This is a genomic window from Rhodococcus sp. DMU1 (genome assembly GCF_012272955.1).
Taxonomy (GTDB): domain Bacteria; phylum Actinomycetota; class Actinomycetes; order Mycobacteriales; family Mycobacteriaceae; genus Rhodococcus; species Rhodococcus aetherivorans.
This window is the reverse complement of the sequence record NZ_CP050952.1, coordinates 4,244,267-4,267,015: the sequence shown is the minus strand read 5'-3', so window position 1 is coordinate 4,267,015 and position 22,749 is coordinate 4,244,267. Positions and strand designations below refer to the sequence as shown.

Genomic DNA, 22,749 nt, shown 5'->3' with positions numbered 1-22,749 from the left:
GTCTTTCCCACCCCTACTGTCCCTCCCACGATCGGAGCCGGAAAATGGATCTCGAGCAGTCTCCCGTCAGCCGCCGTTCGGTGCTCCTGGGTGCCGGGATGGCCGCCGTCGCCGCCACGGCGGCCTGCAGCACCTACGGCGACGAGCCGGCCTCCGGGCAGACCTCCGCGGCGGAGGACGCCGGCACCGACGCGGCCGCGGGACAGCCCCTCGCGGCCGTCGCCGACATTCCCGTGGGCGGGGGACGGATCTTCCCCGATCAGAAGGTCGTGGTGACCCAGCCGGCCGCGGGCGAGGTGCTCGCGTTCAGCGCGATCTGCACCCATCAGGGCTGCACCGTCGCGGCCGTGCAGGACGGCACGATCAACTGTCCCTGCCACGGCAGCCGGTTCAACCTCGACGGCACCGTCGCGAACGGGCCCGCCGCGCGTCCCCTCGAGAGCAGGGCCGTCACCGTCGAGAACGGCGAGATCACCCTCGCCTGACCGGGTTCGCCGTCCCACCTCGACGGTCTCATCGGGCGGCACCGGGATAGGGTCGACGGCGTGACCAGACCTCTGCGCGACTGGCGGCCGCGGGCGTTGCGTGAAGGCGCCGAACCCGACGCCCGCTTCACCCTCGCGAACGAACGCACGTTCCTCGCGTGGATCCGCACCGCGCTCGGCGTCATCGCGGCGGCCGTCGCGCTCGAGACCTTCGCCGGCGACGTCGTGGGGCCGGTGGTGCGGACCACGCTGTCGTGCACGCTGCTGGTGTTCTCCGCGCTCCTGGTGATCGCCGCCCTGCGGCGCTGGCTGCAGATCGAGGCCGCGATGCGCACCGAACGTCCCCTGCCGCCGCCGCGGATCGCCTTCCTGCTCGCGGCGATGCTGGCGGTCGGGGCCGTGGCCCTCGCCGCGGCCCTCCTGATATGACCGCGCCGTCGCGTTCGGGCCCACGATGAGACACGACGACCCGGGCCTGCAGCCCGAGCGCACCACGCTCGCGTGGCTGCGCACGGCGACCGGGCTGGGAGCGGTGGTCCTGCTGTTCCTGCGCCTGGCGCCCGGCCCGGCGCCCGTGGTGGTGGTGATCGGCCTGCTGTGCCTGGTGCCGGCGCTCGTGCTGCTCGTGACGAGCGGGCGCGAGCACCGGGCGCGCGTGAGGCGCTTCATCGAGGGCCGCGCGAGGCATCACTGGTGGCGCAACATCGTCCTGACCGTCACGGTCGTCGTTCTGGCCCTCGCCGCCGCCACGCTCATCGTCACGTCGCAGGCGTGACCGCCGCACCGTCGCCGTTCCAGCCGGGCTGGACGATCTACTCCCGTGTCAATCGGGCACGGAGCCGTGGAAGGCCCACGCCCGGGCGGTCAGCGCGATCCGACCGGCTCGGTCGCGGCGCAGTCGGGCATCGAGTACCGTCCGCAGTTCGGCTCGGCGCCGTGCCGGCAGCGACATGCAATATCCGGGGGCGGGTCCCTGACCGCCGAGGAACGGCGCCCAGAAATCGTCGAAGTCGGCGAACACGGTGGGAACCTCGAGCGGCTGGATCCGCACCCCGGTGAGACCTGCAGACGCGAGCAGGTCGTGGAGGGGATCGGGCCGGCAGAGCGGGAAGCGGACACCCTCGTCCCGGTCCCGCGCCGCCTCGTCCAGTTCGACGGCCGCATCCCAGAAGGCGCGAATCATTCCCATGCCCTCGGCGTAGTCCCACACGTAGCCGCCGATCGTCCCGCCCGCTCGGGTGACGCGGCGCATCTCGACAAGACCCTCGATCGGATCGGGAAGAAAGTTGAGGACCAATCCGGATACGACGCGGTCGAACTCGCCGTCCACGGCCGGTATCGCCGCAGCGGTACCCGGCCGGACCTCGAAGCGGGGATCGTCGACCGTGGTGCGGGCCGCCGCGGCGAAGCCCTCGGACGGTTCGACCCCGACGACCCGGGACGGTTCCTCGGCGACAAGGACGGCGTGTGCGAGAGCGCCGGTCCCGCACCCCACATCGCACCACGCGGCGCCCGCCCCGGCAGGGGGCAGCCATTGCAGGAACTTCGAGGCGACCGGGCGGCTCCAGCGACCTACATAGCGCTCGTACGCCGCGGCGATCTCCCAGGCGTCGGCGGTGTGATCCGTCATCGCGGTCTTCCTCTCTCCGGTCCCCGGTCAGTCGACCTGTCCGGGCCGGCGCCGTTGCCTACGAACCGGATCCGGGCTCACGGCCGGAACGGCGGTCGAGGTCGATCACCCGGGCCCCGCCCTGCGCCGCGGCCACCCGTGTCTCGGTGCCGTCCTCGGTCACGGCGACGATCTCGCACCGGCACAGCGCCTGTCGCCGGCTCGAGTCGACGACCGTCGCCGCGGCCCGCAGCAGCGTGCCGCGGCCCGGGCGCAGGTAGTCGATCGTGAACCCGGTGGTCACGATCGACGATCCGAGCACGGTTCCCGCCGCGAAGGTCAGGGAGTTGTCCGCGGCGTAGGCCAGCACGCCGCCGTGCACGAACCCGAACTGCTGCAGCAACTCCGGACGCAGCGGGATCTCGAGCACCGCGCGGCCCGGCTCGTACGCGGCGACCCGGGCGCCGACCAGCACGCTGAACGGTTGGGCCGCGAGCACCGCCGCCGCGTCGTCCACCCCTCGAAGTTCCACGGCCTGCAGTCTGCCCCACACCGCCGGGTCGTGGGCGGACATATCATTCGTGCATGACGCGGTCACCTCATTCGCCGACGGTTCGCTGGCCGGACCTCGCCGCTCTGGAGCTGCTCGTCGGCATCGACGACCACGGCGGCCTCGGCGCGGCCGCCCGGGCCGCCGGCGTCGCGCAGCCCAATGCCAGCCGGGCGGTGCGCCGCCTCGAGAAGCAGCTGGGGACCGTGCTCGTGCGCCGGGGGCGGGCCGGTTCCGCGCTCACCCCGGAGGGCACCGTGGTCGCGCACTGGGCGCGGCAGACCCTCGCCGACGCCCGTCGCCTGCTCGACGCCGCCGCGGCGTTGAGTGCCGACCGGCAGGCCGAGCTGACCGTGGCAGCCAGCATGACGGTCGCCGAACACCTCATCCCGCGCTGGCTGGGCCGCTTCCGCGGGCTCCGGGACGACGTGCAGATCCAGCTGCAGGTCCACAACTCGCGGCAGGTCTGCGACGCGGTCGCGGAGGGCCGGTGCCACGTCGGGTTCGTCGAGGCTCCCACCGTCCCACCGGGACTGCACAGCACCCCGGTGGCGCGGGACCGGCTGGTGGTGGTCGTCACGCCGGCGCACCCGTGGGCGCGGCGCCGGCGTCCACTCACCGTCGCCGAACTGGCGGCGACGCCGCTCGTCGTGCGCGAGGAGGGCTCCGGGACGCGGCACACGCTGGATCTGGCCCTCCGGGAGTTCGCGCGGCCGTCGCCGCTGCTCGAGCTCGGCAGCGGCGCCGCGGTGCGCACCGCGGCCCTCGGCGGCGTCGGCCCGGCCGTGCTCAGCACCCTCGCCGTGGCCGATCACCTCGCGTCCGGCGAATTGCGGACCGTCGAGGTCGAGGGCCTGGATCTGGCCCGCACGTTGCGCGCGGTGTGGCGCCCACCCCGCAAGCTCGCCGGCCCGGCCGGGGACCTGGTGCGGATGATCGTCCGCGGCGCCTGATCGCGTACCGATCGTCGCAATCGGCCCGAATCCGGCGCCCGGTGCGTCATCATGATCGTCGAGGACGCTGCTCGCCGGGGGTACGAGCGAACGCGGCGTGGCGCCGAGCCGGCACCGGGAGTGGGACATGGACGCATCGCGGTACGACGGGTCGCGGCCGTGACGGCCGTCGAGGTCGATCGCAGCCCCCGGCGATCCGGGGCCGTCCTCGCGACGTTGATCCTGGTCGCCGCCGTCGCGAACCTCAATCTCTCGGTTGCCAACATCGCGCTGCCGGCGATCGGCCGGGCCTTCGACGCGAGCCAGACGGAACTGAACCTGGTCGCCGTCGGGTATTCGCTGGGCCTGGCCGCGTCGGTGCTGTACCTGGGGGCGATCGGCGACCGCTACGGGCGCAAGCAGCTGCTCGTGCTCGGCGTCGCGCTGTCGATACCCGCGTGTCTGGTGGCGGCCTTCGCACCGAGCGTCGAGGTGCTGTTCGCGGCCCGGCTGGCCGGTGGTCTCGCCGCGGGGCTGGCGTATCCCACCACGCTGGCGCTGATCACCGCGCTGTGGTCGGGAGCCTCGCGGACCCGCGCGATCGCGTTGTGGTCGGCGACCGGCGGTGCGGTCGCTGCGCTCGGACCGCTGCTGTCCGGCCTGCTCCTGGAGTACTTCTACTGGGGCTCGGCCTTTCTGATCACCGTGCCGCTCGCCGCCGTCGCCCTCGTGGCGGCGGCCGTGCTGATTCCCGCGCACGTCAACGAGACCTCCGGGCCGGTCGATCATGTCGGCGGTGTCGTGTCGGTGCTGTTCGTGGCGGCGCTCGTCCTGACGGTCAACCTCGCACCCGAGAGCGGCCGAGGCACGGCGGCGCTCGTCTGCGCCGCCGTCACCGCCGTGGCGGGCGCGGTATTCGTGTGGCGGCAGCGGCGGGTGCCCGAGCCGCTGTTCGACCTGAAGGTGGCCGCGCGGCCGACGTTCTGGGTGGCAGCGGTGGCGGGCATCATCGTGTTCGGCACCCTGATGGGGACGATGTTCGTCGGTCAGCAGTTCCTGCAGAACGTGCTGGGCTACTCCACGCTCGCCGCCGGGTCGACGATCCTTCCGGCCGCCGCGTGCATGCTCGTGGTGGCTCCGTACTCGGCCCGGATGGTGGAGAGCCGGGGTGCGCGCACCACCCTGCTGCTCGGCTACGCGTTCATCCTCCTCGGGCTCGCGGTCGCGCTGACGATGTGGGACGAGACCTCCAGTTACTGGCAGATCGCGCTCGCGTACGGCCTCGTGGGGATCGGGGTCGGTTTCGCCGGCACGCCCGCCTCCCGCTCGCTGACCGGCTCGGTCCCGGTGACCCGGGCCGGGATGGCGTCGGCAACGGCCGACCTGCAACGCGATCTGGGCGGGGCCGTGATGCAGTCCATCCTCGGGGCGTTGCTCACCGCCGGATACGTTTCGTCGATCTCGGCGGCGATCGCCTCGTCGCCGGAGGCGGACGAGATCAGCGACCAGACGCAGGCCGCGCTGACCAAGTCGTTCGCGAGCGCCGCCGACCTCGCCGAGCGGTACCCGCAGTACGCCGACGCCATCATGTCCGCCGCGCGCACGGCGTTCCTGGACGGGGACACGAAGGCGTATGCCGCCGCCATTCTCGTCGTCGCCGCCGGTGCGGTCCTGGTGTTCTTCGCCTTCCCGAAGCGCGACGCCGAAAGACGGCTCCTCGCGTCGTACCGTGCGCAGGACGAACGCGCCGAGCCGGCGGGGGACGAGCGGCAGGGGGCCGCGCCCGGGGACGCGGACGGCTAGCGTTGGTCGCCGCTGCCGCGCAGGGCGCCGACGCCGGCGACGATCACCAGCGCGATGCCTACCGCCGCGACGGGCTGGACCCACTGGCCGAGCACCAGCGCGCCCGCCAGGGCCGCCGCCGCCGGTTCGAGAGCGATGAGGATCGCGAACACGTTCTTCGGCAGCTCCCGCAGCGCCCGCATCTCCAGGCTGTAGGGGACCACGGAGGACAGCAGGGCCACCGCCGCTCCGGCGGCCAGGATCGCGGGATCGGCCAGGCCGGCGCCGGCGGTCCCGAGGCCGAGGGGCAGCACGAGCGCCGCGGCGACGGTGGTGGCGACGGTCAGGCCCGCCGCGCCGGAGACGGTGGTGGCCACGTGCGAGCCCGCGACGATGTACCAGGCCCAGCCGGCGGCGGCGAGCAGCGCGAAACCGACCCCGGCCGGGTCGAGGGCGCCGCCGTCCCCGCCGAGGCCGCGTGCCCCGAGGAGCACCACCCCGGCCAGGGCGAGCGCCACCCACAGCGCGTCCCGCGGGCGGCGGGAGAGGACCGCGGCGAGGGCGAGCGGTCCGAGGAACTCGATCGTGACCGCCGCCGCGAGCGGCAGCCGGGCGATCGCCACATAGAAGAAGCCGTTCATCGCGGCCAGGCTCGCCCCGAGCGCGACCACGCCGCGCCACTGCGCCGGGCGCCAGTGCCGCACCGACGGCCGCACCACCGCCCACAGGATCACCGCGGCGAGCGTCAGCCGCAGCGTGACCGTGCCGAGGGCACCGACGTCGTCGAACAGGGTGCTGGCGAAGGCCGCGCCGAACTGCAGGGAGAGCACCGAGCCGAGCACGGCCGCGACGGGCACGGTCCGGCTACCGCCCCGTGGCGCCGGTGCTGTACCGCTCATCCGTCCTCCGTGGCCTGGGGGATCCGCCGTCCCGCGTGCGACGAATGTTGCCGCACGGGAGCACGATCGGCAGCACGCGCCACCTCAACCAGAAAAACAATCACGAGTGCTTGATTTTTTGCGCCCCGGGTGTGACTCTGGTCGCATGACGGAGCTACAACCGCTTCTCGACGACCTGCGTGCCGAGGGCGAGTCCCTCGACGCCCTCGTCGCGGACCTCCCGGACGAGCGCTGGGCGACCCCGACCCCCGCCGAAGACTGGACCATCGCCCACCAGATCGGACACCTGCTGTGGACCGATCGCGCCGCCCTCACCGCCGTCGAAGACCCGGAGGCGTTCGTCGCCGGGCTCGGCGCGATCACCGATCCGGACGGGTTCGTCGACGACGGGGCGCGGGCACAGGCCCGCCGCCCCCCGGCCGAGTTGCTCGCCGACTGGCGTGCCGCCCGCCGCGCCCTCGCCGACGCCCTCGCGGCCGTCCCCGCCGGAACCAAGATCGTCTGGTACGGCCCGCCGATGAGTGCGGCCTCCATGGCGACGGCACGGCTGATGGAGACCTGGGCCCACGGCGGCGACGTGGCCGACGCGCTCGGCGTCACCCGCCCGCCCACGCACCGGCTGCGCCACATCGCCCATCTCGGCGTCCGCACCCGCGACTTCGCCTTCGCCGTGCACGGCCGCACCCCGCCGGCCGAGCCGTTCCGCGTCCGTCTCACCGCCCCCGACGGGCAGGAGTGGACCTGGGGGCCCGACGCCGCCACCCAGACCGTCACCGGATCCGCCCTCGACTTCTGCCGGCTGGTGACCCAGCGGATCCACCGGGCCGACACCGACCTCGTCGCCACCGGACCCGACGCCGAGGCGTGGCTCGGCCTCGCGCAGGCGTTCGCCGGACCGCCCGGCGGCGGCCGCGCCCCGGAAGGAGCCACCGCGTGAGCGCCCCCACGGCCGGACGGGCGGTGCGCATCGGGAACTGCTCCGGCTTCTACGGCGACCGGCTCGCGGCCATGCGCGAGATGCTCGAGGGCGGGGAACTCGACTACCTGACCGGTGACTATCTCGCCGAGCTGACCATGCTGATCCTCGGCCGGGACCGGATGAAGGACCCGGCGCTCGGCTACGCCAAGACGTTCCTGCGCCAGCTCGAGGACTGCCTCGGGCTCGCTGTCGACAAGGGCGTGCGGATCGTCGCCAACGCCGGCGGACTCAATCCCGCCGGGCTGGCGACGGCCGTGCGCGAGCTTGCCGGCCGGCTCGGACTCGACGTCACCGTCGCGTACGTCGAGGGCGACGACCTCATCTCCCGCGCCGCCGAACTCGGCCTGGCCGCCGATCCGCCGCCGCTGACCGCGAACGCCTACCTCGGGGCGTGGGGCATCGCCGAGTGTCTCACCGCCGGCGCCGACATCGTCGTCACCGGCCGTGTCACCGACGCCTCCGTGATCGCCGGCCCGGCCGCCGCCCACTTCGGCTGGGCCCGGGACGATTTCGATGCCCTGGCCGGTGCGGTCGCGGCGGGACACGTGATCGAGTGCGGCACCCAGGCCACCGGCGGCAACTACGCGTTCTTCACCGAGATCGCCGACCTCGACCGGCCCGGCTTCCCGATCGCCGAGATCGATGCCGACGGCAGCTCCACCATCACCAAGCACCCCGGCACCGGCGGCGCGGTCACCGTCGGCACCGTGACCGCCCAGCTGCTGTACGAGGTGACCGGTGGCCGCTACGCCGGACCCGACGTGACGACGCGCCTCGACTCCGTCCGGCTCACCCAGGACGGACCGGACCGGGTCCGCATCACCGGGGTCCGCGGTGAGGCGCCCCCGCCGACGCTGAAGGTCTCCCTCAACGCTCTCGCCGGATTCCGGAACGAAGCGGTGTTCGTCCTCACCGGACTCGACATCGAGGCCAAGGCGGCGCTGGTGCGCCGGCAGATGGAGGCGAGCCTGCCCGCGCGTCCGGCCGAGCTCGAGTGGACCCTCGCCCGCACCGACCATCCGGACGCCGACACGGAGGAGGCGGCCAGCGCCCTGCTGCGCTGCACCGTCCGCGACCGCGACCCGCAGGTCGTCGGCCGCGCCTTCTCCGCGGTCGCGGTCGAGTACGCGCTTGCCAGCTACCCCGGCTTCTCGCTGACCGCTCCGCCCGGCAACGGCCAGCCGTACGCCGTGTTCACGCCCGGCTACGTCGACGCCGCCGAGGTGCCGCACACGGCGGTCCTGCCCGACGGCAGCCGCGTCCCGATCCCGCCCGTCACCCCGACGCGCCCACTCGAACCCGTCGCCGAGCCCGAGCTGCCCGCGCCGCTACCCGCGGGGCCCACCCGGCACGCGCCGCTCGGGCTCGTCGCCGGCGCCCGCAGCGGCGACAAGGGCGGCGACGCGAATGTGGGGGTGTGGGTGCGCACCGACGACCAGTGGCGCTGGCTGGTGCACACCCTCACCGTCGACGCGCTGAAAACCCTTCTGCCCGAGTCGAAGAACCTCATCGTGACCCGCCATGTGCTGCCGAACCTGCGGGCGGTGAACTTTGTGATCGAGGGCATCCTCGGCCGCGGCGTCGCCTCACAGGCCCGCTTCGACCCGCAGGCCAAGGGCCTCGGCGAGTGGCTGCGCAGCAGATACCTCTACATCCCCGAGACCCTCCTGGAGGACCCCGAGATGGAGAACCCCGAGATGGAGAACCCCGAGTGAGCATCTGGGACACCCCCGAACGCCGCGACCTGCGCTCGACCGTCCACTCCTTCGTCCAGCGCGAGGTCCTGCCGCACCTCGCCGCGTGGGAGCGCGACGGCGAACTGCCCCGCGAACTGCACAAGAAGGCCGCCGCCCTCGGGCTTCTCGGCGCCGGATTCCCCGAGGCCGTCGGGGGGTCCGGCGGCGACGCGGCGGACACTCTCACCGTGTGCGAGGCATTCCACGAGGCCGGCGCCTCCGGTGGTGCCTTCGCCTCCCTGTTCACCTGCGGCATCGCCCTGCCGCACCTCGTCGCCGCCGGCGACGAGGTGCAGATCGCGAAGTGGGTCGAGCCGACCCTCGCGGGCGAGCTCATCGGCTCCCTCGCGATCACCGAACCCGGCGGCGGCTCCGACGTGGGGCACCTGACCACCACCGCCGTCCGCGACGGCGACCACTACGTCGTCAACGGCGCCAAGACCTACATCACCTCCGGCTGCCGCGCGGACTTCGTGGTGACCGCCGTGCGCACCGGCGGCAGCGAACGTCCCGGCGCTGCCGGGATCTCGCTGCTGGTGATCGAGAAGGGCGCCGAAGGATTCACCGTCTCGCGCAAGCTCGACAAGATGGGCTGGCGTGCCTCCGACACCGCCGAACTGTCCTTCGTCGACGTGCGCGTGCCCGTCGAGAATCTCGTCGGCACCGAGAACAGCGGCTTCGCGCAGATCGCCCAGGCCTTCGTCTCGGAGCGGATTGCCCTTGCGGCCCAAGCCTATTCGAGCGCACAGCGGTGTCTGGACCTCACCGTGGCGTGGTGCCGCGACCGCGAGACGTTCGGCCGGCCGCTGATCTCCCGGCAGTCGGTGCAGCGCACCCTCGCCGAGATGGCCCGGCGCGTCGACGTCGCGCGCGTGTACGGCCGGCGGGTCGTCGAGCGAGCCCTCGTCGGCGACGGCGACCTCGTCGCCGAGGTGTGCTTCGCCAAGAACACCGCCGTCGAGGCCGGCGAATGGGTCGCGAACCAGGCTGTGCAGCTGTTCGGCGGACTCGGCTACATGGCCGAGTCCGAGATCGAACGGCAGTACCGCGACATGCGCATCCTCGGCATCGGCGGCGGCACCACCGAGATTCTCACCGAGCTCGCGGCGAAACGATTGGGGTACACCTCGTGAGCATCCTGCAGACGACCCTCGACCCGGCCTCGGCAGAGTACGCCGCCGCGGCCTCGGCGATGACCGCCGAACTGGCCGCACTCGAGACCGAGCACGCCAAGGCCCTCGCCGGCGGCGGGGAGAAGTACGTCCGGCGCCACCACGAACGCGGCAAGCTGCTCCCGCGCGAACGCATCGAACTGCTGCTCGACCCGGATTCCCCGTTCCTTGAGCTGTCCCCGCTCGCGGCGTGGGGCACCGAGTTCCCGGTCGGCGGCAGCACCGTCACCGGGATCGGCGTCGTCGAGGGCATCGAATGCCTGATCGTCGCCAACGACCCCACCGTCCGCGGCGGCACCAGCAACCCGTGGACCCTGCGGAAGGGGTTCCGCGCCAACGACATCGCGATGCAGAACCGGCTGCCGGTGATCTCCCTCGTCGAGTCGGGCGGCGCCGACCTGCCCACCCAGAAGGAGGTGTTCATCCCCGGCGGACGCATGTTCCGCGACCTGACGCAGCTGTCCGCCGCCGGCATTCCCACCATCGCGCTGGTGTTCGGCAACTCCACCGCGGGCGGCGCCTACATTCCCGGCATGTCGGATCACGTGGTGATGATCGAGAAGCGCTCGAAGGTGTTCCTCGCCGGACCGCCGCTGGTGAAGATGGCCACGGGCGAGGAATCCGACGACGAATCCCTCGGCGGCGCGGAGATGCACGCCCGCACCTCCGGGCTGGCCGACTACTACGCGGTCGACGAGCCCGATGCGATCCGGATCGGCCGGGGCATCGTCCGTCGCCTGAACTGGCGCAAGCAGGGCCCCGAACCCCACCCCGACGTGCGCGAACCGCGTTACGACCCCGAGGAACTGCTCGGAATCGTGCCCGCCGACCTCAAGGTGCCGTTCGACCCCCGCGAGGTGATCGCCCGCATCGTCGACGATTCCGACTTCGACGAGTTCAAGCCGCTCTACGGGTCGTCGCTCGTCACCGGCTGGGCCCGTCTGCACGGGTACCCGGTGGGCATCCTCGCCAACGCCCGCGGCGTGCTGTTCAGCGAGGAATCCCAGAAGGCCACCCAGTTCATCCAGCTCGCCAACCGCGCGAACACGCCACTGCTGTTCCTGCACAACACCACCGGCTACATGGTCGGCCGCGAGTACGAGGAACGCGGCATGATCAAGCACGGCTCGATGATGATCAATGCCGTCTCCAACTCGACGGTGCCCCACATCTCGATCCTGCTCGGCGCCTCCTACGGGGCCGGCCACTACGGCATGTGCGGCCGGGCCTTCGACCCGCGGTTCCTGTTCGCCTGGCCCAGCGCCAAATCCGCGGTGATGGGCGGCGCCCAGCTCGCCGGTGTCATCTCCATCGTCGGACGCGCCGCCGCCCAGGCGCGCGGCCAGGCCTTCGACGAGGCCGCCGACGAGGCGATGCGTGCGGCGATCGAGAACCAGATCGAGGCGGAGTCGCTGCCGATGTTCCTGTCCGGCCGGCTCTACGACGACGGGGTCATCGACCCGCGCGACACCCGCACCGTGGTGGGGATGTGCCTGTCGGCCATCGCCAACGCGCCGATCGAGGGCACCGACAGCTTCGGTGTCTTCCGGATGTGAGGCAGCAGTGAACCACACCGATACCGTCACCACCGTGCTCGTCGCCAACCGCGGCGAGATCGCCCGCCGGGTGTTCGCCTCCTGCCGGCGCGCCGGCCTCGGCACCGTCGCGGTGTTCTCCGACGCGGACGCCGGCAGCCCCCACATCGCCGAGGCCGACGCCGCGGTGCGCCTGCCCGGCACCGCCCCCGCCGACACCTATCTGCGCGGCGAGGCGATCATCGCCGCCGCCCGCGCGGCGGGGGCCGACGCGATCCACCCGGGTTACGGGTTCCTCTCGGAGAACGCCGAATTCGCGCGGGCGGTCCTCGACGCGGGGTTGACCTGGATCGGGCCGGGCCCGGACTCGATCGCCCGGATGGGTTCGAAGGTCGAGGCCAAGAAGATCATGGCCGACGCCGGTGTGCCGGTGCTGGCCGAGCTGGACCCTGCCGCGGTGACCGAGGCCGACCTGCCCGTGCTGATCAAGGCGTCCGCCGGGGGCGGCGGCCGCGGCATGCGGGTGGTCCGCGACCTGGCCGAGCTGCCCGACCAGCTCGCCGCGGCCCGGCGCGAGGCGCAGTCCGCGTTCGGCGATCCGACGGTGTTCTGCGAGCGCTTCCTCGAAACGGGCCGGCACATCGAGGTGCAGGTCCTCGCGGACCGGCACGGGACCGTGTGGGCGGTGGGGGAGCGGGAGTGCTCGATCCAGCGCCGCCACCAGAAGGTGGTCGAGGAGGCGCCGTCGCCGCTCGTCGAGGCCACGCCCGGGATGCGGGAGCGGCTGTTCGCGGCGGCCCGGCGCGCCGCGCAGGCCATCGACTACGAGGGCGCGGGCACCGTCGAGTTCCTCGCGACCGGGGCGAGCGAAGCGACGGGGAATGTCACCGGGGCGAGCGAAGCGACGGGGAATGTCACCGGGGCGAGCGAAGCGACGGGGAATGTCACCGGGGCGAGCGAAGCGACGGGGAGCTCGGCGGACGGCGAGTTCTTCTTCCTCGAGATGAACACCCGCCTGCAGGTCGAGCACCCGGTCACCGAGTGCACCACCGGCCTCGACCTCGTCGATCTGCAGTTGCAGGTCGCCGCCGGCGCCCGCCTCGAGCCCGAACCCCCGCCGGCGAGCGGACATTCGATCGAGGTGCGGCTCTACGCGGAGGACCCGGCACAGGACTGGCGGCCGCAGTCCGGCACGGTGCACCGTCTCGCGCTGCCCGGCCGCGTCGCCGCGTTCGAGGTGCTGCGCGAGCCCGGGCTGCGCCTGGACTCCGGCGTCGAGGACGGTTCGGCGGTGGGCGTGCACTACGACCCGATGCTCGCCAAGGTGATCTCGTACGCCCCGACCCGGGGCCGCGCGGTGCGGATGCTCGCGACGTCGCTGGCCCGCGCCGAGGTGCACGGCCTGCGCACCAACCGGGACCTGCTGGTGAACGTGCTGCGGCATCCCGAATTCCTCGCCGGCAACACCGACACCGCCTTCTTCGACACCCACGGGCTCGACACGCTCGCCGCGCCGCTCGCCGACGCCGGGGCCGAATCGCTGTCCGCGCTCGCCGCGGCCCTGGCGGACGCCGCCGCCCACCGCGCGGCCGCGACGGTCGCCCGCGGCCTGCCGAGCGGCTGGCGCAACCTGCCGTCGCAGCCGCAGGTCAAACGGTACGAGGGCGACCGCGGTGCACACGAGGTGCGGTACCGGCTCACCCGGTCCGGGCTGATTGCCGACGACCATCCCGGCGTCGTCCTCGTCGCGCACACCGAGCGCCGGGTGGTGCTCGCGATCGACGGCGTGCAACGGCAGTTCCACGTCGCGCGCTACGGCGACGCGGTGCATGTGGACTCGTCGCTCGGCCCGGTACGGCTGCGCGCGATCCCCCGGTTCGTCGAACCCTCCGCCCACGTCGCCGCGGGTTCGCTGCTCGCCCCGATGCCCGGCTCGGTGATCCGGATCGGGGCCGCGGTCGGCGATGCGGTCACCGCCGGGCAACCGGTCCTCTGGCTCGAGGCGATGAAGATGGAACACATCGTCAAGGCCCCCACCGCGGGCGTGCTCACCGAGCTGCCCGTCGCCGTCGGCACCCAGGTCGAACTGGGCGCCGTGCTGGCCGTCGTCACCCCCGCCGAGTCCGGCGAACCGTCCGCCCCGGCCGACATCGAGGAGTAACCATGAGCGTCATCGAAACCGACGAGCAGAAGCAGCTACGCGCCGCGGTCGCGGGCCTGGCCAAGCGCTACAACTACGTCGACTACGTGCTGCCGAAGGCCCGCAAGGGCGAACCGCTGACCGAGCTGTGGCGCGAGGCCGCCCAGCTCGGCTTCCTGGGCGTGAACCTGCCCGAGGAGTACGGCGGCGGCGGGGCCGGCATCTACGAACTCGCCCTGGTCCAGGAGGAACTCGCCGCGCAGGGCTGCGGGCTTCTGCTGGTGGTGGTCTCGCCGGCCATCTGCGGCACCATCATCGCCAAGTTCGGCACCGACGAGCAGAAGCAACGCTGGCTGCCCGCGCTCGCCGACGGCTCGAAGATCATGGCGTTCGGCATCACCGAGCCCGACGCCGGCTCGAACTCGCACGAGATCACCACCGTCGCGCGGCGCGACGGGGAGGACTGGATCCTGCGCGGCAGCAAGATCTACATCTCCGGTGTGGACCAGGCCGACGCGGTGCTCATCGTGGCCCGCACCGAGGACGCGAAGAGCGGCAAGCTGCGGCCGGCGCTGTTCATCGTCCCCACCGACGCGGACAACTTCGTCAAGACGCCGATGGAGATGGACATCGTCGAACCGGACCGCCAGTTCACCCTGTTCCTCGACGACGTGCGCCTGCCGGCGGACGCGCTGGTAGGGGAGCCGGACGCCGCGCTGATGCAGCTGTTCGCCGGCCTGAACCCCGAGCGGATCCTCGGCGCGGCGATGGCCGTGGGCATGGGCCGCTACGCGCTGGACGCGGCGGTGCGGTACGCCAACGAACGGACCGTGTGGAAGTCGCCGATCGGGGCGCACCAGGGCATCGCGCATCCGCTCGCGCAGTGCAAGATCGAGCTCGAACTGGCCAAGCTGATGATGCAGAAGGCCGCGGTGCTGTACGACAGCGGCGACGACTTCGGCGCCGCCGAGGCCGCGAACATGGCCAAGTACGCCGCGGCCGAGGCCAGCATCAAGTCGCTCGACCAGGCGATCCAGACGCACGGCGGCGGTGGGCTCACCCGCGAGTACGGGCTTGCCGCGATGCTCGGCGCGGCGCGGATCGCGCGGGTGGCGCCGGTGAGCCGGGAGATGATCCTCAACTTCGTGTCCCAGCACTCGCTGGGCCTGCCCCGGTCGTACTGAGGGGAGCGCCGGTGTCCGAGACGTTCGTCCGGTACGACGTGAGCGAGGGATTCGCCACCCTGACTCTCGACTCGCCGCACAACCGCAACGCGATCTCCGCCAGGCTCGTGGCGCAGCTCCGGCAGGGCCTCGCCGACGCGGCCGCCGACGACGGGGTCCGCGCGGTCGTGCTCACCCATGAGGGCGGCACCTTCTGTGCCGGCGCCGACCTGAGCGAGGCGAGCACCGCGGAGGGCGGCGCCGCGGCGGCGGCTGCCGCCCGGACGCGGGAGATGACGGCGGTGCTGCGGTCGATCCTGGAGCTGCCCAAGCCGGTGATCGGGCGGATCGACGGGCACGTGCGCGCCGGCGGCATGGGGTTGGTCGGCGCATGCGACCTCGCCGTCGCCGGGCCCCGGTCGACGTTCGCGTTGACCGAGGCCCGGCTGGGGCTGGCGGCGTCGATCATCTCGCTGACGGTGCTGCCACGGCTCACCTCCCGTGCCGCGAGCCGCTACTTCCTCACCGGTGAGCGGTTCGGGCCGGAGGTGGCAGCGGCGATCGGCCTGGTCACCGTCGAGACCGACGATCCGCAGGCGTCGGTGGGGGAGATCCTCGCCCAGCTGCGGGAATGCTCGCCGCAGGGGCTCGGCGAATCCAAGCGGCTCACCACGATGCGGATGCTCGCCGACTTCGACCGGTACGGTGACGAGCTGGCGGAGCAGTCGGCGCGGCTGTTCGGCTCCGCGGAGGCGGTCGAGGGGATGACCGCGTTCCTGCAGAAGCGGCCGCCGTCGTGGAGCCGGTCGTGACACGGTCCGTAAAACGGTCAGGGTTGACTGGATAGTGGTGGGTGTACGACAGTGGCTGTCATGAAACTCGGCATCCAGCCCGACTACGCGGGTGACTTCCGGCAGGTCGTCGACGAGATCGTCGAACTCGAATCGGTGGGGCTCGACATCGCATTCGTCGCCGAGGCCTACAGCTTCGACGCCTTCAGCCAGCTCGGCTACCTGGCCGCGCGCACCTCGACGGTGCAGCTCGGCACGGGCGTGGTGCCGATCTACACCCGCACGCCGTCGCTGCTCGCGATGACGGCCGCCGGCATGGACTACGTCTCCGGCGGCCGCTTCGTGCTCGGCCTCGGGGCGTCCGGCCCGCAGGTGATCGAGGGCTTCCACGGCGTGCCGTACGACGCGCCCCTGCAGCGGACCCGCGAGGTCGTCGACATCTGCCGGGCCGTGTGGCGGCGCGAGAAGCTCGAATACGCCGGCCGCAAGTACACGATCCCGCTGCCGACCGACCGCGGCACCGGGCTCGGCAAGCCCCTCAAGCTCATCAATCAGCCGGTTCGCGAACGCATTCCGATCATGATCGCCGCGCTCGGCCCGAAGAACGTCGCCCTCGCCGCCGAGATCGCCGAGGCCTGGGAGCCGGTGTTCTTCTTCCCCGAGCACGCGCACCGGGTATGGGGCGACGCGCTCGCCGAGGGCAAGGCGAAGCGGGACCCGGCGCTCGGGGAGCTCGAGGTGGTGGTCAACGTCCAGGTCGGGATCGGGGACAACGTCGCCGAGCTGCGCGACCGCGCCCGGCCCCACCTGGCGCTGTACCTGGGCGGAATGGGCGCCAAGGGCAAGAACTTCTACAACCAGCTCGCCCGCACCTACGGCTTCGAGCGCGAGGCCGAGACCGTTCAGGACCTCTACCTGGCCGGGCGGAAGAAGGAGGCCGAGGCGGCGATCCCCGACGAGTTGATCGACGGCGTGTGCCTCGTCGGCCCGCGCAGTCACGTCGCCGAGCGCCTCGCCGCGTTCGAGGCCGCCGGAGTCACCACGATCAACATCATGGCCCTCGAGGACACCCGGGCCGGGCGCCTCGCCTCGACGGTCACCCTCCGCGAGCTGACGCGCCGGCCTGCCTAGTCTGATCGCCATGAGCAGCCCGTCCCCGGATGTCCGCCGTCGCGGCGAGCAGGAGCGCAGCCGTGCCACCCGCAAGCGGATCCTCGACGCGGCGGTGGCCGTGCTCGTCGAGCACGGTTACTCCAACGCCACCACCGTGCGCATCCAGGAGGCGGCCGGCGTGTCCCGCGGGCGGCTGCTGCACCACTACCCGTCGCGGGACGCCCTGCTCGTCGCCGCCGTGCACCACCTCGCCGCCCAGGGGGTCCAGGGCCTCGACGGCGACCATCCCTGGCCCGCCGACCCGGTCGAACGTATCGCCGCCGCGGTCGACCGGATGTGGTGGAACTTCCGGCAGCCGTACTTCTGGGCGTCGATGGAGCTGTGGCTCGCCGCGCGCGGCCACGAGGAACTTCGGGCCGAGCTGCTGCCGCTCGAACGCCTCCTGGGCCGGATGATCAAGGAGCAGACGACCGCGAACTTCGGTCCGGAGATCGCGAACCGCCCCCGGTTCGCCGAGGTGCGCGACCTGATCTATCAGGCGATGCGCGGGGCGGCCCTCGGTTACGCCATCGACCCCCGCGACCCGCTGACCGAACCCCAGCTGGCGGTGTGGCGTCGCCAGATGGAACGGGTCCTGGTGGACGACGAACCCGGGGATCCCGCCGCCGGGGGCGCGCTGCGATGACCCGGCAGCCCAAGCAGGATCGGAGCCGGGTCACGCGCCGCCGGCTGCTCGAGGCGAGCATCGACTGCCTCGCGGAGCTGGGGTGGGGCGCGACCACGGTGGGGGTGGTCGCCGAGCGGGCGGGCGTGTCCCGCGGCGCGGCCCAGCACCACTTCCCGACCCGGGAGGACCTCATCACCGCGGCGCTCGAGTTCATGTTCGACAGCCGTATGGATCTCGCCCGCCGCGACACTGTGGACCTGCCCCTGGGGGCCGCCCGTACCGAGGCCGTGGTGCGCCGGCTCGTCGACTACTACACCGGCACCCTGTTCAAGGCGGCGCTGCAGGTGTGGACGGCCGCGGCGGCCGATCCGGAACTGCGGGCCCGCATCGTCCCCCTCGAGGAACACTTCGGCCGCGTCGCCCACCGCGTCGCCGTCGAGCAACTCGGCGTGGACGAGTCCGACGCGACGGTGCACCGCATGGTGCAGGCCACCCTCGACCTCGCGCGCGGCCTCGGCCTCGCCGACGTCCTCACCGACGATTCGCGGCGCCGGGCCGAGATCGTCCGGCACTGGGCCGCGCAGCTCGACACGGTGCTCGACGCGGCCCGGCAGCGTTCGGCGGCGCAGCACCCGGCCGGTTAGGTTTGTGGCATGCCTCCCAAGCTGGCCACGGTCGCGGTCCTCGGACTCGTCGGTGCCGTCGTCGCCGGGTGCGGCTCGGACCCGGCCGAGGGCCCGGCCGGCGCGTCGCCCACCCTGCAGGTGACCGAGCCGGGCCCGTTCTTCGGCGCGTGCGGGTCGGTCACCGACGACGAGGTGGCCCGGGCCTTCGGGCTGGGGTCGTTCGTGCAGGTCACCCGCAACTCGGTGGGATGCGAGTGGGAACTCGTCGGGGCGGGCGGCCCGAGCGTGACGTTCTCCTGGTACCGCGGCAGCCCGATCGGCCGCGAACGCGCCGGTTCCGACCTGATCGGCCGGCCCGCGATCGACGTGGAGATCGACGGCAACCCGGGCTTCCAGGGCTCGGCGCAGAACGACTTCGGGCAGACCGTGCTGTGCGAGATCGGCGTGCAGTTCGGGGGCGACTTCGTGCACTGGTCCGTCACGTACGGGCTCTTCACGCCGGCCGCGGACGCGTGCGTGGTGGCCCGCGACCTGGCCGAGCTCAGCGCGGAAAGGGCACAGCGGTGAAGCGGACGACGCGGACGACGCGGGTGGCGACGCTGCCGTCGCTGCTGGCCCTGGCCGCGGTGCTCGCCGGGTGCGGCAGCACGATCGAGGGGCAGGCCGTGCCGGAGGGGGCCGGAGCGGGCGGCGCCTCCGCCGAGTTCACGCGCCTGCTCACCGAGTGCGATGCCGTCACCGACGAGCAGATCGCGGAGGCGGTCGGCGTCGAGGCGATCGAGCGCGGGTTCTTCGGGGCGATCTGCCGGTGGGACACCGCAGGTGCGGGGGCGACGGCGAAGGTCACCTTCAACTGGTTCGAGACCGGGTCCCTCGACACCGAGCGGGGGACGGCGCAACGGCTGGGATACGCGGTGGAGAACACGACCGTGGAGGGCCGGCGGGCCGTGCTGATGCGCCCGCCCGACGACCCGGCGTCCTGCGGGATCTCCGCCGGAGCGTCCACGACGGGGATCTTCGGCTGGTGGGTGCAGTACGCGCCCGGTTCGGCGCCTCCCGATCCGTGTGCGGCGGCCGTCACGCTGGCCCGACTGACCCTCGACCTCAGCAGTTGAGCCACGAGCGGACCCCCGCAGCTCGCTTTGACCTTGCGCCGCGCCGCCGGGTATCGTTGTGGGTCGTGTCCGGCATGCCCGGGCCGATCTGTGTGCCTATGCGAGGTAGTGCCGTGCGCGCGGTCTGTGGAATCACCGCAGGAGCGAGCCCCCGGCTGCCTGTGTGGGGGTACGCGACACGCCCGACCTCGTGTGCACACGAGGGTGTGGGTGCGGGGCAGCGGCTCTCTTGCCCCAACCGATGGATCCCTAATTTCAGAACAGCCAAGGTTGCTCGTGCGAGCAGTCTTCAGACAACGAGAAAGCCGGTAGATGCCAACCATCAATCAGCTGGTCCGTAAGGGCCGCCGCGACAAGGCCGCCAAGGTCAAGACCGCGGCCCTCAAGGGCAGCCCGCAGCGCCGCGGTGTGTGCACTCGCGTGTACACCACCACCCCGAAGAAGCCGAACTCGGCGCTCCGGAAGGTCGCCCGCGTGCGTCTGACCAGCTCCGTCGAGGTCACCGCCTACATCCCGGGTGAGGGTCACAACCTGCAGGAGCACTCGATGGTGCTCGTGCGCGGTGGTCGTGTGAAGGACCTCCCCGGTGTCCGCTACAAGATCATCCGCGGTTCGCTCGACACCCAGGGTGTCAAGAACCGCAAGCAGGCGCGCAGCCGCTACGGCGCGAAGAAGGAGAAGGGCTGATGCCACGTAAGGGTCCCGCTCCGAAGCGTCCCCTGATCGCCGACCCGGTCTACGGGTCGCCGCTCGTCACCCAGCTGGTCAACAAGATCCTGCTGGACGGCAAGAAGTCCACCGCCGAGCGCATCGTCTACGAGGCACTCGAGCGCGCGCGCGAGAAGACCGGCACCGATCCGGTCGTCACCCTCAAGCGCGCTCTGGACAACGTCAAGCCTGCCCTCGAGGTGCGCAGCCGCCGTGTCGGTGGCGCCACCTACCAGGTGCCGGTCGAGGTTCGTCCCGGTCGTTCGACCACCCTCGCCCTGCGGTGGCTGGTCACCTTCTCGCGTCAGCGTCGTGAGAAGACCATGGTCGAGCGCCTCGCGAACGAGCTCCTCGACGCCAGCAACGGTCTGGGTGCGTCCGTGAAGCGTCGCGAGGACACCCACAAGATGGCCGAGGCCAACAAGGCGTTCGCGCACTACCGCTGGTGAGTCGATGCCGGTCGGGAGGAACCGGTATTCCCGAAATCCTCCCGGCCGGCCGTTCGCACAACTGTGTCGGTCCCTGAAGGCCGGCTGAACATCCGAGAACACTGGTCCGCACCCTAGGACCGACACGAGCTACGAGCGGGGTTACCTGTGGCACAGGAAGTGCTGACCGACCTGAACAAGGTCCGCAACATCGGCATCATGGCGCACATCGATGCCGGCAAGACCACGACGACCGAGCGCATCCTCTTCTACACCGGTGTGAACTACAAGATCGGTGAGACCCACGACGGTGCCTCGACCACCGACTGGATGGAGCAGGAGAAGGAGCGGGGTATCACCATCACCTCCGCCGCCGTGACCTGCTTCTGGAACAAGAACCAGATCAACATCATCGACACCCCCGGCCACGTCGACTTCACGGTCGAGGTCGAGCGGTCGCTGCGCGTCCTCGACGGCGCGGTCGCCGTGTTCGACGGCAAGGAGGGCGTCGAGCCGCAGTCCGAGCAGGTCTGGCGGCAGGCCGCCAAGTACGACGTTCCGCGCATCTGCTTCGTCAACAAGATGGACAAGATGGGCGCGGACTTCTACTTCACGGTCCAGACCATCATCGACCGCCTCGGCGCCAAGCCGCTGGTCCTGCAGCTCCCGATCGGCGCGGAGGACGCGTTCGACGGCGTCGTCGACCTGGTCGAGATGAAGGCCATCACCTGGCGTGGCACCGTCGAGATCGGCGCCGAGCCGACGATCGAGGAGATCCCCGCGGAGCTGGCCGACAAGGTCGCCGAGTACCGCGAGAAGCTGCTCGAGACGGTCGCCGAGAGCGACGAAGAGCTCATGGAGAAGTACTTCGGTGGCGAGGAACTCACCGTCGCCGAGATCAAGGGCGCCATCCGGAAGCTGACCGTCGCCTCCGAGCTGTACCCGGTGCTGTGCGGTTCCGCGTTCAAGAACAAGGGCATCCAGCCCATGCTCGACGCGGTCATCGACTACCTGCCGAACCCGCTCGACATCGGCGAGGTCGAGGGCCACAAGCTCGGCGACGAGGAAGAGACCCTCACCCGCAAGCCGAGCAAGGAAGAGCCCTTCTCCGCGCTGGCGTTCAAGATCGCCGCGCACCCGTTCTTCGGCAAGCTGACCTTCGTGCGCGTCTACTCCGGCCGCATCGAGCCGGGTGCCCAGGTGCTCAACGCCACCAAGGGCAAGAAGGAGCGCATCGGCAAGCTGTTCCAGATGCACGCCAACAAGGAGAACCCGGTCGACGAGGCGGTGGCCGGCCACATCTACGCGATGATCGGCCTGAAGGACACCACGACCGGTGACACCCTGTGCGCGCAGGACGCCCCGATCGTGCTCGAGTCCATGACCTTCCCGGATCCGGTCATCCAGGTCTCCATCGAGCCGAAGACCAAGTCCGACCAGGAGAAGCTGGGCACCGCGATCCAGAAGCTGGCCGAGGAGGATCCCACCTTCTCCGTCGAGCTGGACGAGGAGACCGGCCAGACCGTCATCGGCGGCATGGGCGAGCTCCACCTCGACATCCTCGTCGACCGGATGCGTCGTGAGTTCAAGGTCGAGGCCAACGTCGGCAAGCCGCAGGTGGCGTACCGCGAGACCATCACCAAGAAGGTCGAGAAGCTCGAGTTCACGCACAAGAAGCAGACCGGTGGTTCCGGCCAGTTCGCGAAGGTCATCATCGCCCTCGAGCCCTTCGTGGGCGAGGACGGCGCGACCTACGAGTTCGAGAACAAGGTCACCGGCGGCCGCGTGCCCCGCGAGTACATCCCCTCGGTCGACGCCGGTGCGCAGGACGCGATGCAGTACGGCGTGCTCGCCGGGTACCCGCTGGTGAACGTCAAGGTCACCCTGCTCGACGGCGCGTACCACGACGTCGACTCGTCGGAAATGGCGTTCAAGATCGCCGGTTCGCAGGCCCTGAAGGAGGCCGCGCGCAAGGCTGCGCCGGTCATCCTCGAGCCGCTCATGGCTGTCGAGGTCACCACCCCCGAGGACTACATGGGTGAAGTGATCGGCGACCTCAACTCCCGCCGTGGCCAGATTCAGGCCATGGAGGAACGCAGTGGTGCCCGTGTCGTGAAGGCGCTGGTTCCGCTCTCGGAGATGTTCGGTTACATCGGTGACCTGCGGTCGAAGACCCAGGGTCGCGCGAACTTCTCCATGGTGTTCGATTCCTACGCTGAGGTTCCCGCGAACGTCTCGAAGGAAATCATCGCCAAGGCGACCGGCGAGTAACCTCGGTTCCGACCCGGTCGGCTGCACGACCAAGTAAGTAACAACCGC

23 protein-coding genes are annotated in these 22,749 nt (G+C 71.6%); 20 read left to right on the top strand and 3 right to left on the bottom strand.

The features are described from left to right. Window positions 1-44 precede the first annotated feature (44 nt). From HFP48_RS19400 to HFP48_RS19390, 3 genes are read left to right on the top strand one after another with little or no spacing between them, the layout of a single operon-like run. Window positions 45-485 carry a Rieske (2Fe-2S) protein gene (locus HFP48_RS19400; RefSeq protein ID WP_050035592.1) on the top strand — a complete coding sequence of 147 codons (441 nt, stop codon included), beginning with the start codon at window positions 45-47 and terminating at the stop codon, window positions 483-485. Between the two features lie 60 nt (window positions 486-545). Further along, window positions 546-914 (top strand): DUF202 domain-containing protein, encoded by a 369-nt coding sequence (locus tag HFP48_RS19395; RefSeq protein WP_006931271.1) that lies wholly within the window; start codon window positions 546-548, stop codon window positions 912-914. Between the two features lie 25 nt (window positions 915-939). Next, window positions 940-1,260 carry a DUF202 domain-containing protein gene (locus HFP48_RS19390; RefSeq protein WP_006931270.1) on the top strand — a complete coding sequence of 107 codons (321 nt, stop codon included), beginning with the start codon at window positions 940-942 and terminating at the stop codon, window positions 1,258-1,260. A gap of 48 nt (window positions 1,261-1,308) precedes the next feature. On the opposite strand, the gene HFP48_RS19385 is transcribed toward HFP48_RS19390, so the two are convergent. Continuing rightward, window positions 1,309-2,115: a class I SAM-dependent methyltransferase gene (locus tag HFP48_RS19385; RefSeq protein ID WP_102799315.1), complete on the bottom strand. Its 807-nt coding sequence runs from the start codon at window positions 2,113-2,115 to the stop codon at window positions 1,309-1,311. A gap of 58 nt (window positions 2,116-2,173) precedes the next feature. Beyond that, window positions 2,174-2,611 (bottom strand): PaaI family thioesterase, encoded by a 438-nt coding sequence (locus HFP48_RS19380; RefSeq protein ID WP_043800645.1) that lies wholly within the window; start codon window positions 2,609-2,611, stop codon window positions 2,174-2,176. Window positions 2,612-2,679: 68 nt separating this feature from the next. On the opposite strand from HFP48_RS19380, the gene HFP48_RS19375 reads away from it, so the two are divergent. Beyond that, on the top strand, window positions 2,680-3,597 hold the full coding sequence (locus HFP48_RS19375; protein WP_006931266.1) for a LysR family transcriptional regulator: 918 nt from the start codon (window positions 2,680-2,682) through the stop codon (window positions 3,595-3,597). A gap of 159 nt (window positions 3,598-3,756) precedes the next feature. Beyond that, window positions 3,757-5,379 carry an MFS transporter gene (locus tag HFP48_RS19370; RefSeq protein ID WP_161995947.1) on the top strand — a complete coding sequence of 541 codons (1,623 nt, stop codon included), beginning with the start codon at window positions 3,757-3,759 and terminating at the stop codon, window positions 5,377-5,379. Here HFP48_RS19370 and HFP48_RS19365 read toward each other — a convergent pair. After that, a complete protein-coding gene (locus tag HFP48_RS19365) occupies window positions 5,376-6,257 on the bottom strand; it encodes an EamA family transporter (protein ID WP_050035590.1) in 882 nt (293 codons plus the stop codon). The two genes, HFP48_RS19370 and HFP48_RS19365, sit on opposite strands and share 4 nt — an antisense overlap. Before the next feature lie 145 nt (window positions 6,258-6,402). Here HFP48_RS19365 and HFP48_RS19360 point away from each other — a divergent pair, with 145 nt between their 5' ends. The 15 genes from HFP48_RS19360 (at window position 6,403) to fusA (ending at window position 22,701) form a co-directional block, all read left to right on the top strand. Then, window positions 6,403-7,194: a TIGR03084 family metal-binding protein gene (locus HFP48_RS19360; protein ID WP_168579890.1), complete on the top strand. Its 792-nt coding sequence runs from the start codon at window positions 6,403-6,405 to the stop codon at window positions 7,192-7,194. Then, window positions 7,191-8,951: an acyclic terpene utilization AtuA family protein gene (locus HFP48_RS19355; RefSeq protein WP_168579889.1), complete on the top strand. Its 1,761-nt coding sequence runs from the start codon at window positions 7,191-7,193 to the stop codon at window positions 8,949-8,951. Before HFP48_RS19360 ends, HFP48_RS19355 begins: the two co-directional genes overlap by 4 nt. Beyond that, on the top strand, window positions 8,948-10,105 hold the full coding sequence (locus HFP48_RS19350; RefSeq protein ID WP_043800577.1) for an acyl-CoA dehydrogenase family protein: 1,158 nt from the start codon (window positions 8,948-8,950) through the stop codon (window positions 10,103-10,105). The genes HFP48_RS19355 and HFP48_RS19350 overlap by 4 nt, the downstream gene beginning before the upstream one ends. Beyond that, a complete protein-coding gene (locus tag HFP48_RS19345) occupies window positions 10,102-11,700 on the top strand; it encodes a carboxyl transferase domain-containing protein (RefSeq protein WP_168579888.1) in 1,599 nt (532 codons plus the stop codon). Before HFP48_RS19350 ends, HFP48_RS19345 begins: the two co-directional genes overlap by 4 nt. Window positions 11,701-11,707: 7 nt before the next feature. Then, entirely contained in the window at window positions 11,708-13,840 is a 2,133-nt protein-coding gene (locus HFP48_RS19340; protein ID WP_168579887.1) for a biotin carboxylase N-terminal domain-containing protein, read from the top strand. Between the two features lie 2 nt (window positions 13,841-13,842). Beyond that, window positions 13,843-15,003: an acyl-CoA dehydrogenase family protein gene (locus tag HFP48_RS19335; protein ID WP_006936207.1), complete on the top strand. Its 1,161-nt coding sequence runs from the start codon at window positions 13,843-13,845 to the stop codon at window positions 15,001-15,003. Window positions 15,004-15,014: 11 nt separating this feature from the next. After that, window positions 15,015-15,794 carry an enoyl-CoA hydratase family protein gene (locus HFP48_RS19330; protein ID WP_029545024.1) on the top strand — a complete coding sequence of 260 codons (780 nt, stop codon included), beginning with the start codon at window positions 15,015-15,017 and terminating at the stop codon, window positions 15,792-15,794. 60 nt (window positions 15,795-15,854) lie between these two features. Beyond that, window positions 15,855-16,904 (top strand): LLM class F420-dependent oxidoreductase, encoded by a 1,050-nt coding sequence (locus HFP48_RS19325; RefSeq protein ID WP_168579886.1) that lies wholly within the window; start codon window positions 15,855-15,857, stop codon window positions 16,902-16,904. A 10-nt stretch (window positions 16,905-16,914) separates the two neighbouring features. Next, window positions 16,915-17,571 carry a TetR/AcrR family transcriptional regulator gene (locus HFP48_RS19320; RefSeq protein ID WP_050035584.1) on the top strand — a complete coding sequence of 219 codons (657 nt, stop codon included), beginning with the start codon at window positions 16,915-16,917 and terminating at the stop codon, window positions 17,569-17,571. After that, window positions 17,568-18,197 (top strand): TetR/AcrR family transcriptional regulator, encoded by a 630-nt coding sequence (locus HFP48_RS19315; protein ID WP_006936211.1) that lies wholly within the window; start codon window positions 17,568-17,570, stop codon window positions 18,195-18,197. Before HFP48_RS19320 ends, HFP48_RS19315 begins: the two co-directional genes overlap by 4 nt. Before the next feature lie 9 nt (window positions 18,198-18,206). Further along, window positions 18,207-18,746 carry a DUF3558 domain-containing protein gene (locus HFP48_RS19310; protein WP_006936212.1) on the top strand — a complete coding sequence of 180 codons (540 nt, stop codon included), beginning with the start codon at window positions 18,207-18,209 and terminating at the stop codon, window positions 18,744-18,746. Window positions 18,747-18,769: 23 nt separating this feature from the next. After that, the gene (locus HFP48_RS19305) at window positions 18,770-19,294 is read left to right on the top strand and encodes a DUF3558 domain-containing protein (protein ID WP_044475941.1); all 525 of its coding nucleotides are present in this window, start codon (window positions 18,770-18,772) and stop codon (window positions 19,292-19,294) included. Between the two features lie 312 nt (window positions 19,295-19,606). Next, window positions 19,607-19,981 (top strand): 30S ribosomal protein S12, encoded by a 375-nt coding sequence (gene rpsL, locus HFP48_RS19300; RefSeq protein WP_003937662.1) that lies wholly within the window; start codon window positions 19,607-19,609, stop codon window positions 19,979-19,981. Next, on the top strand, window positions 19,981-20,451 hold the full coding sequence (gene rpsG, locus HFP48_RS19295; RefSeq protein ID WP_003937663.1) for a 30S ribosomal protein S7: 471 nt from the start codon (window positions 19,981-19,983) through the stop codon (window positions 20,449-20,451). The genes rpsL and rpsG overlap by 1 nt, the downstream gene beginning before the upstream one ends. Before the next feature lie 147 nt (window positions 20,452-20,598). Further along, on the top strand, window positions 20,599-22,701 hold the full coding sequence (gene fusA, locus HFP48_RS19290) for an elongation factor G (protein WP_043800567.1): 2,103 nt from the start codon (window positions 20,599-20,601) through the stop codon (window positions 22,699-22,701). Window positions 22,702-22,749: the final 48 nt, after the last annotated feature.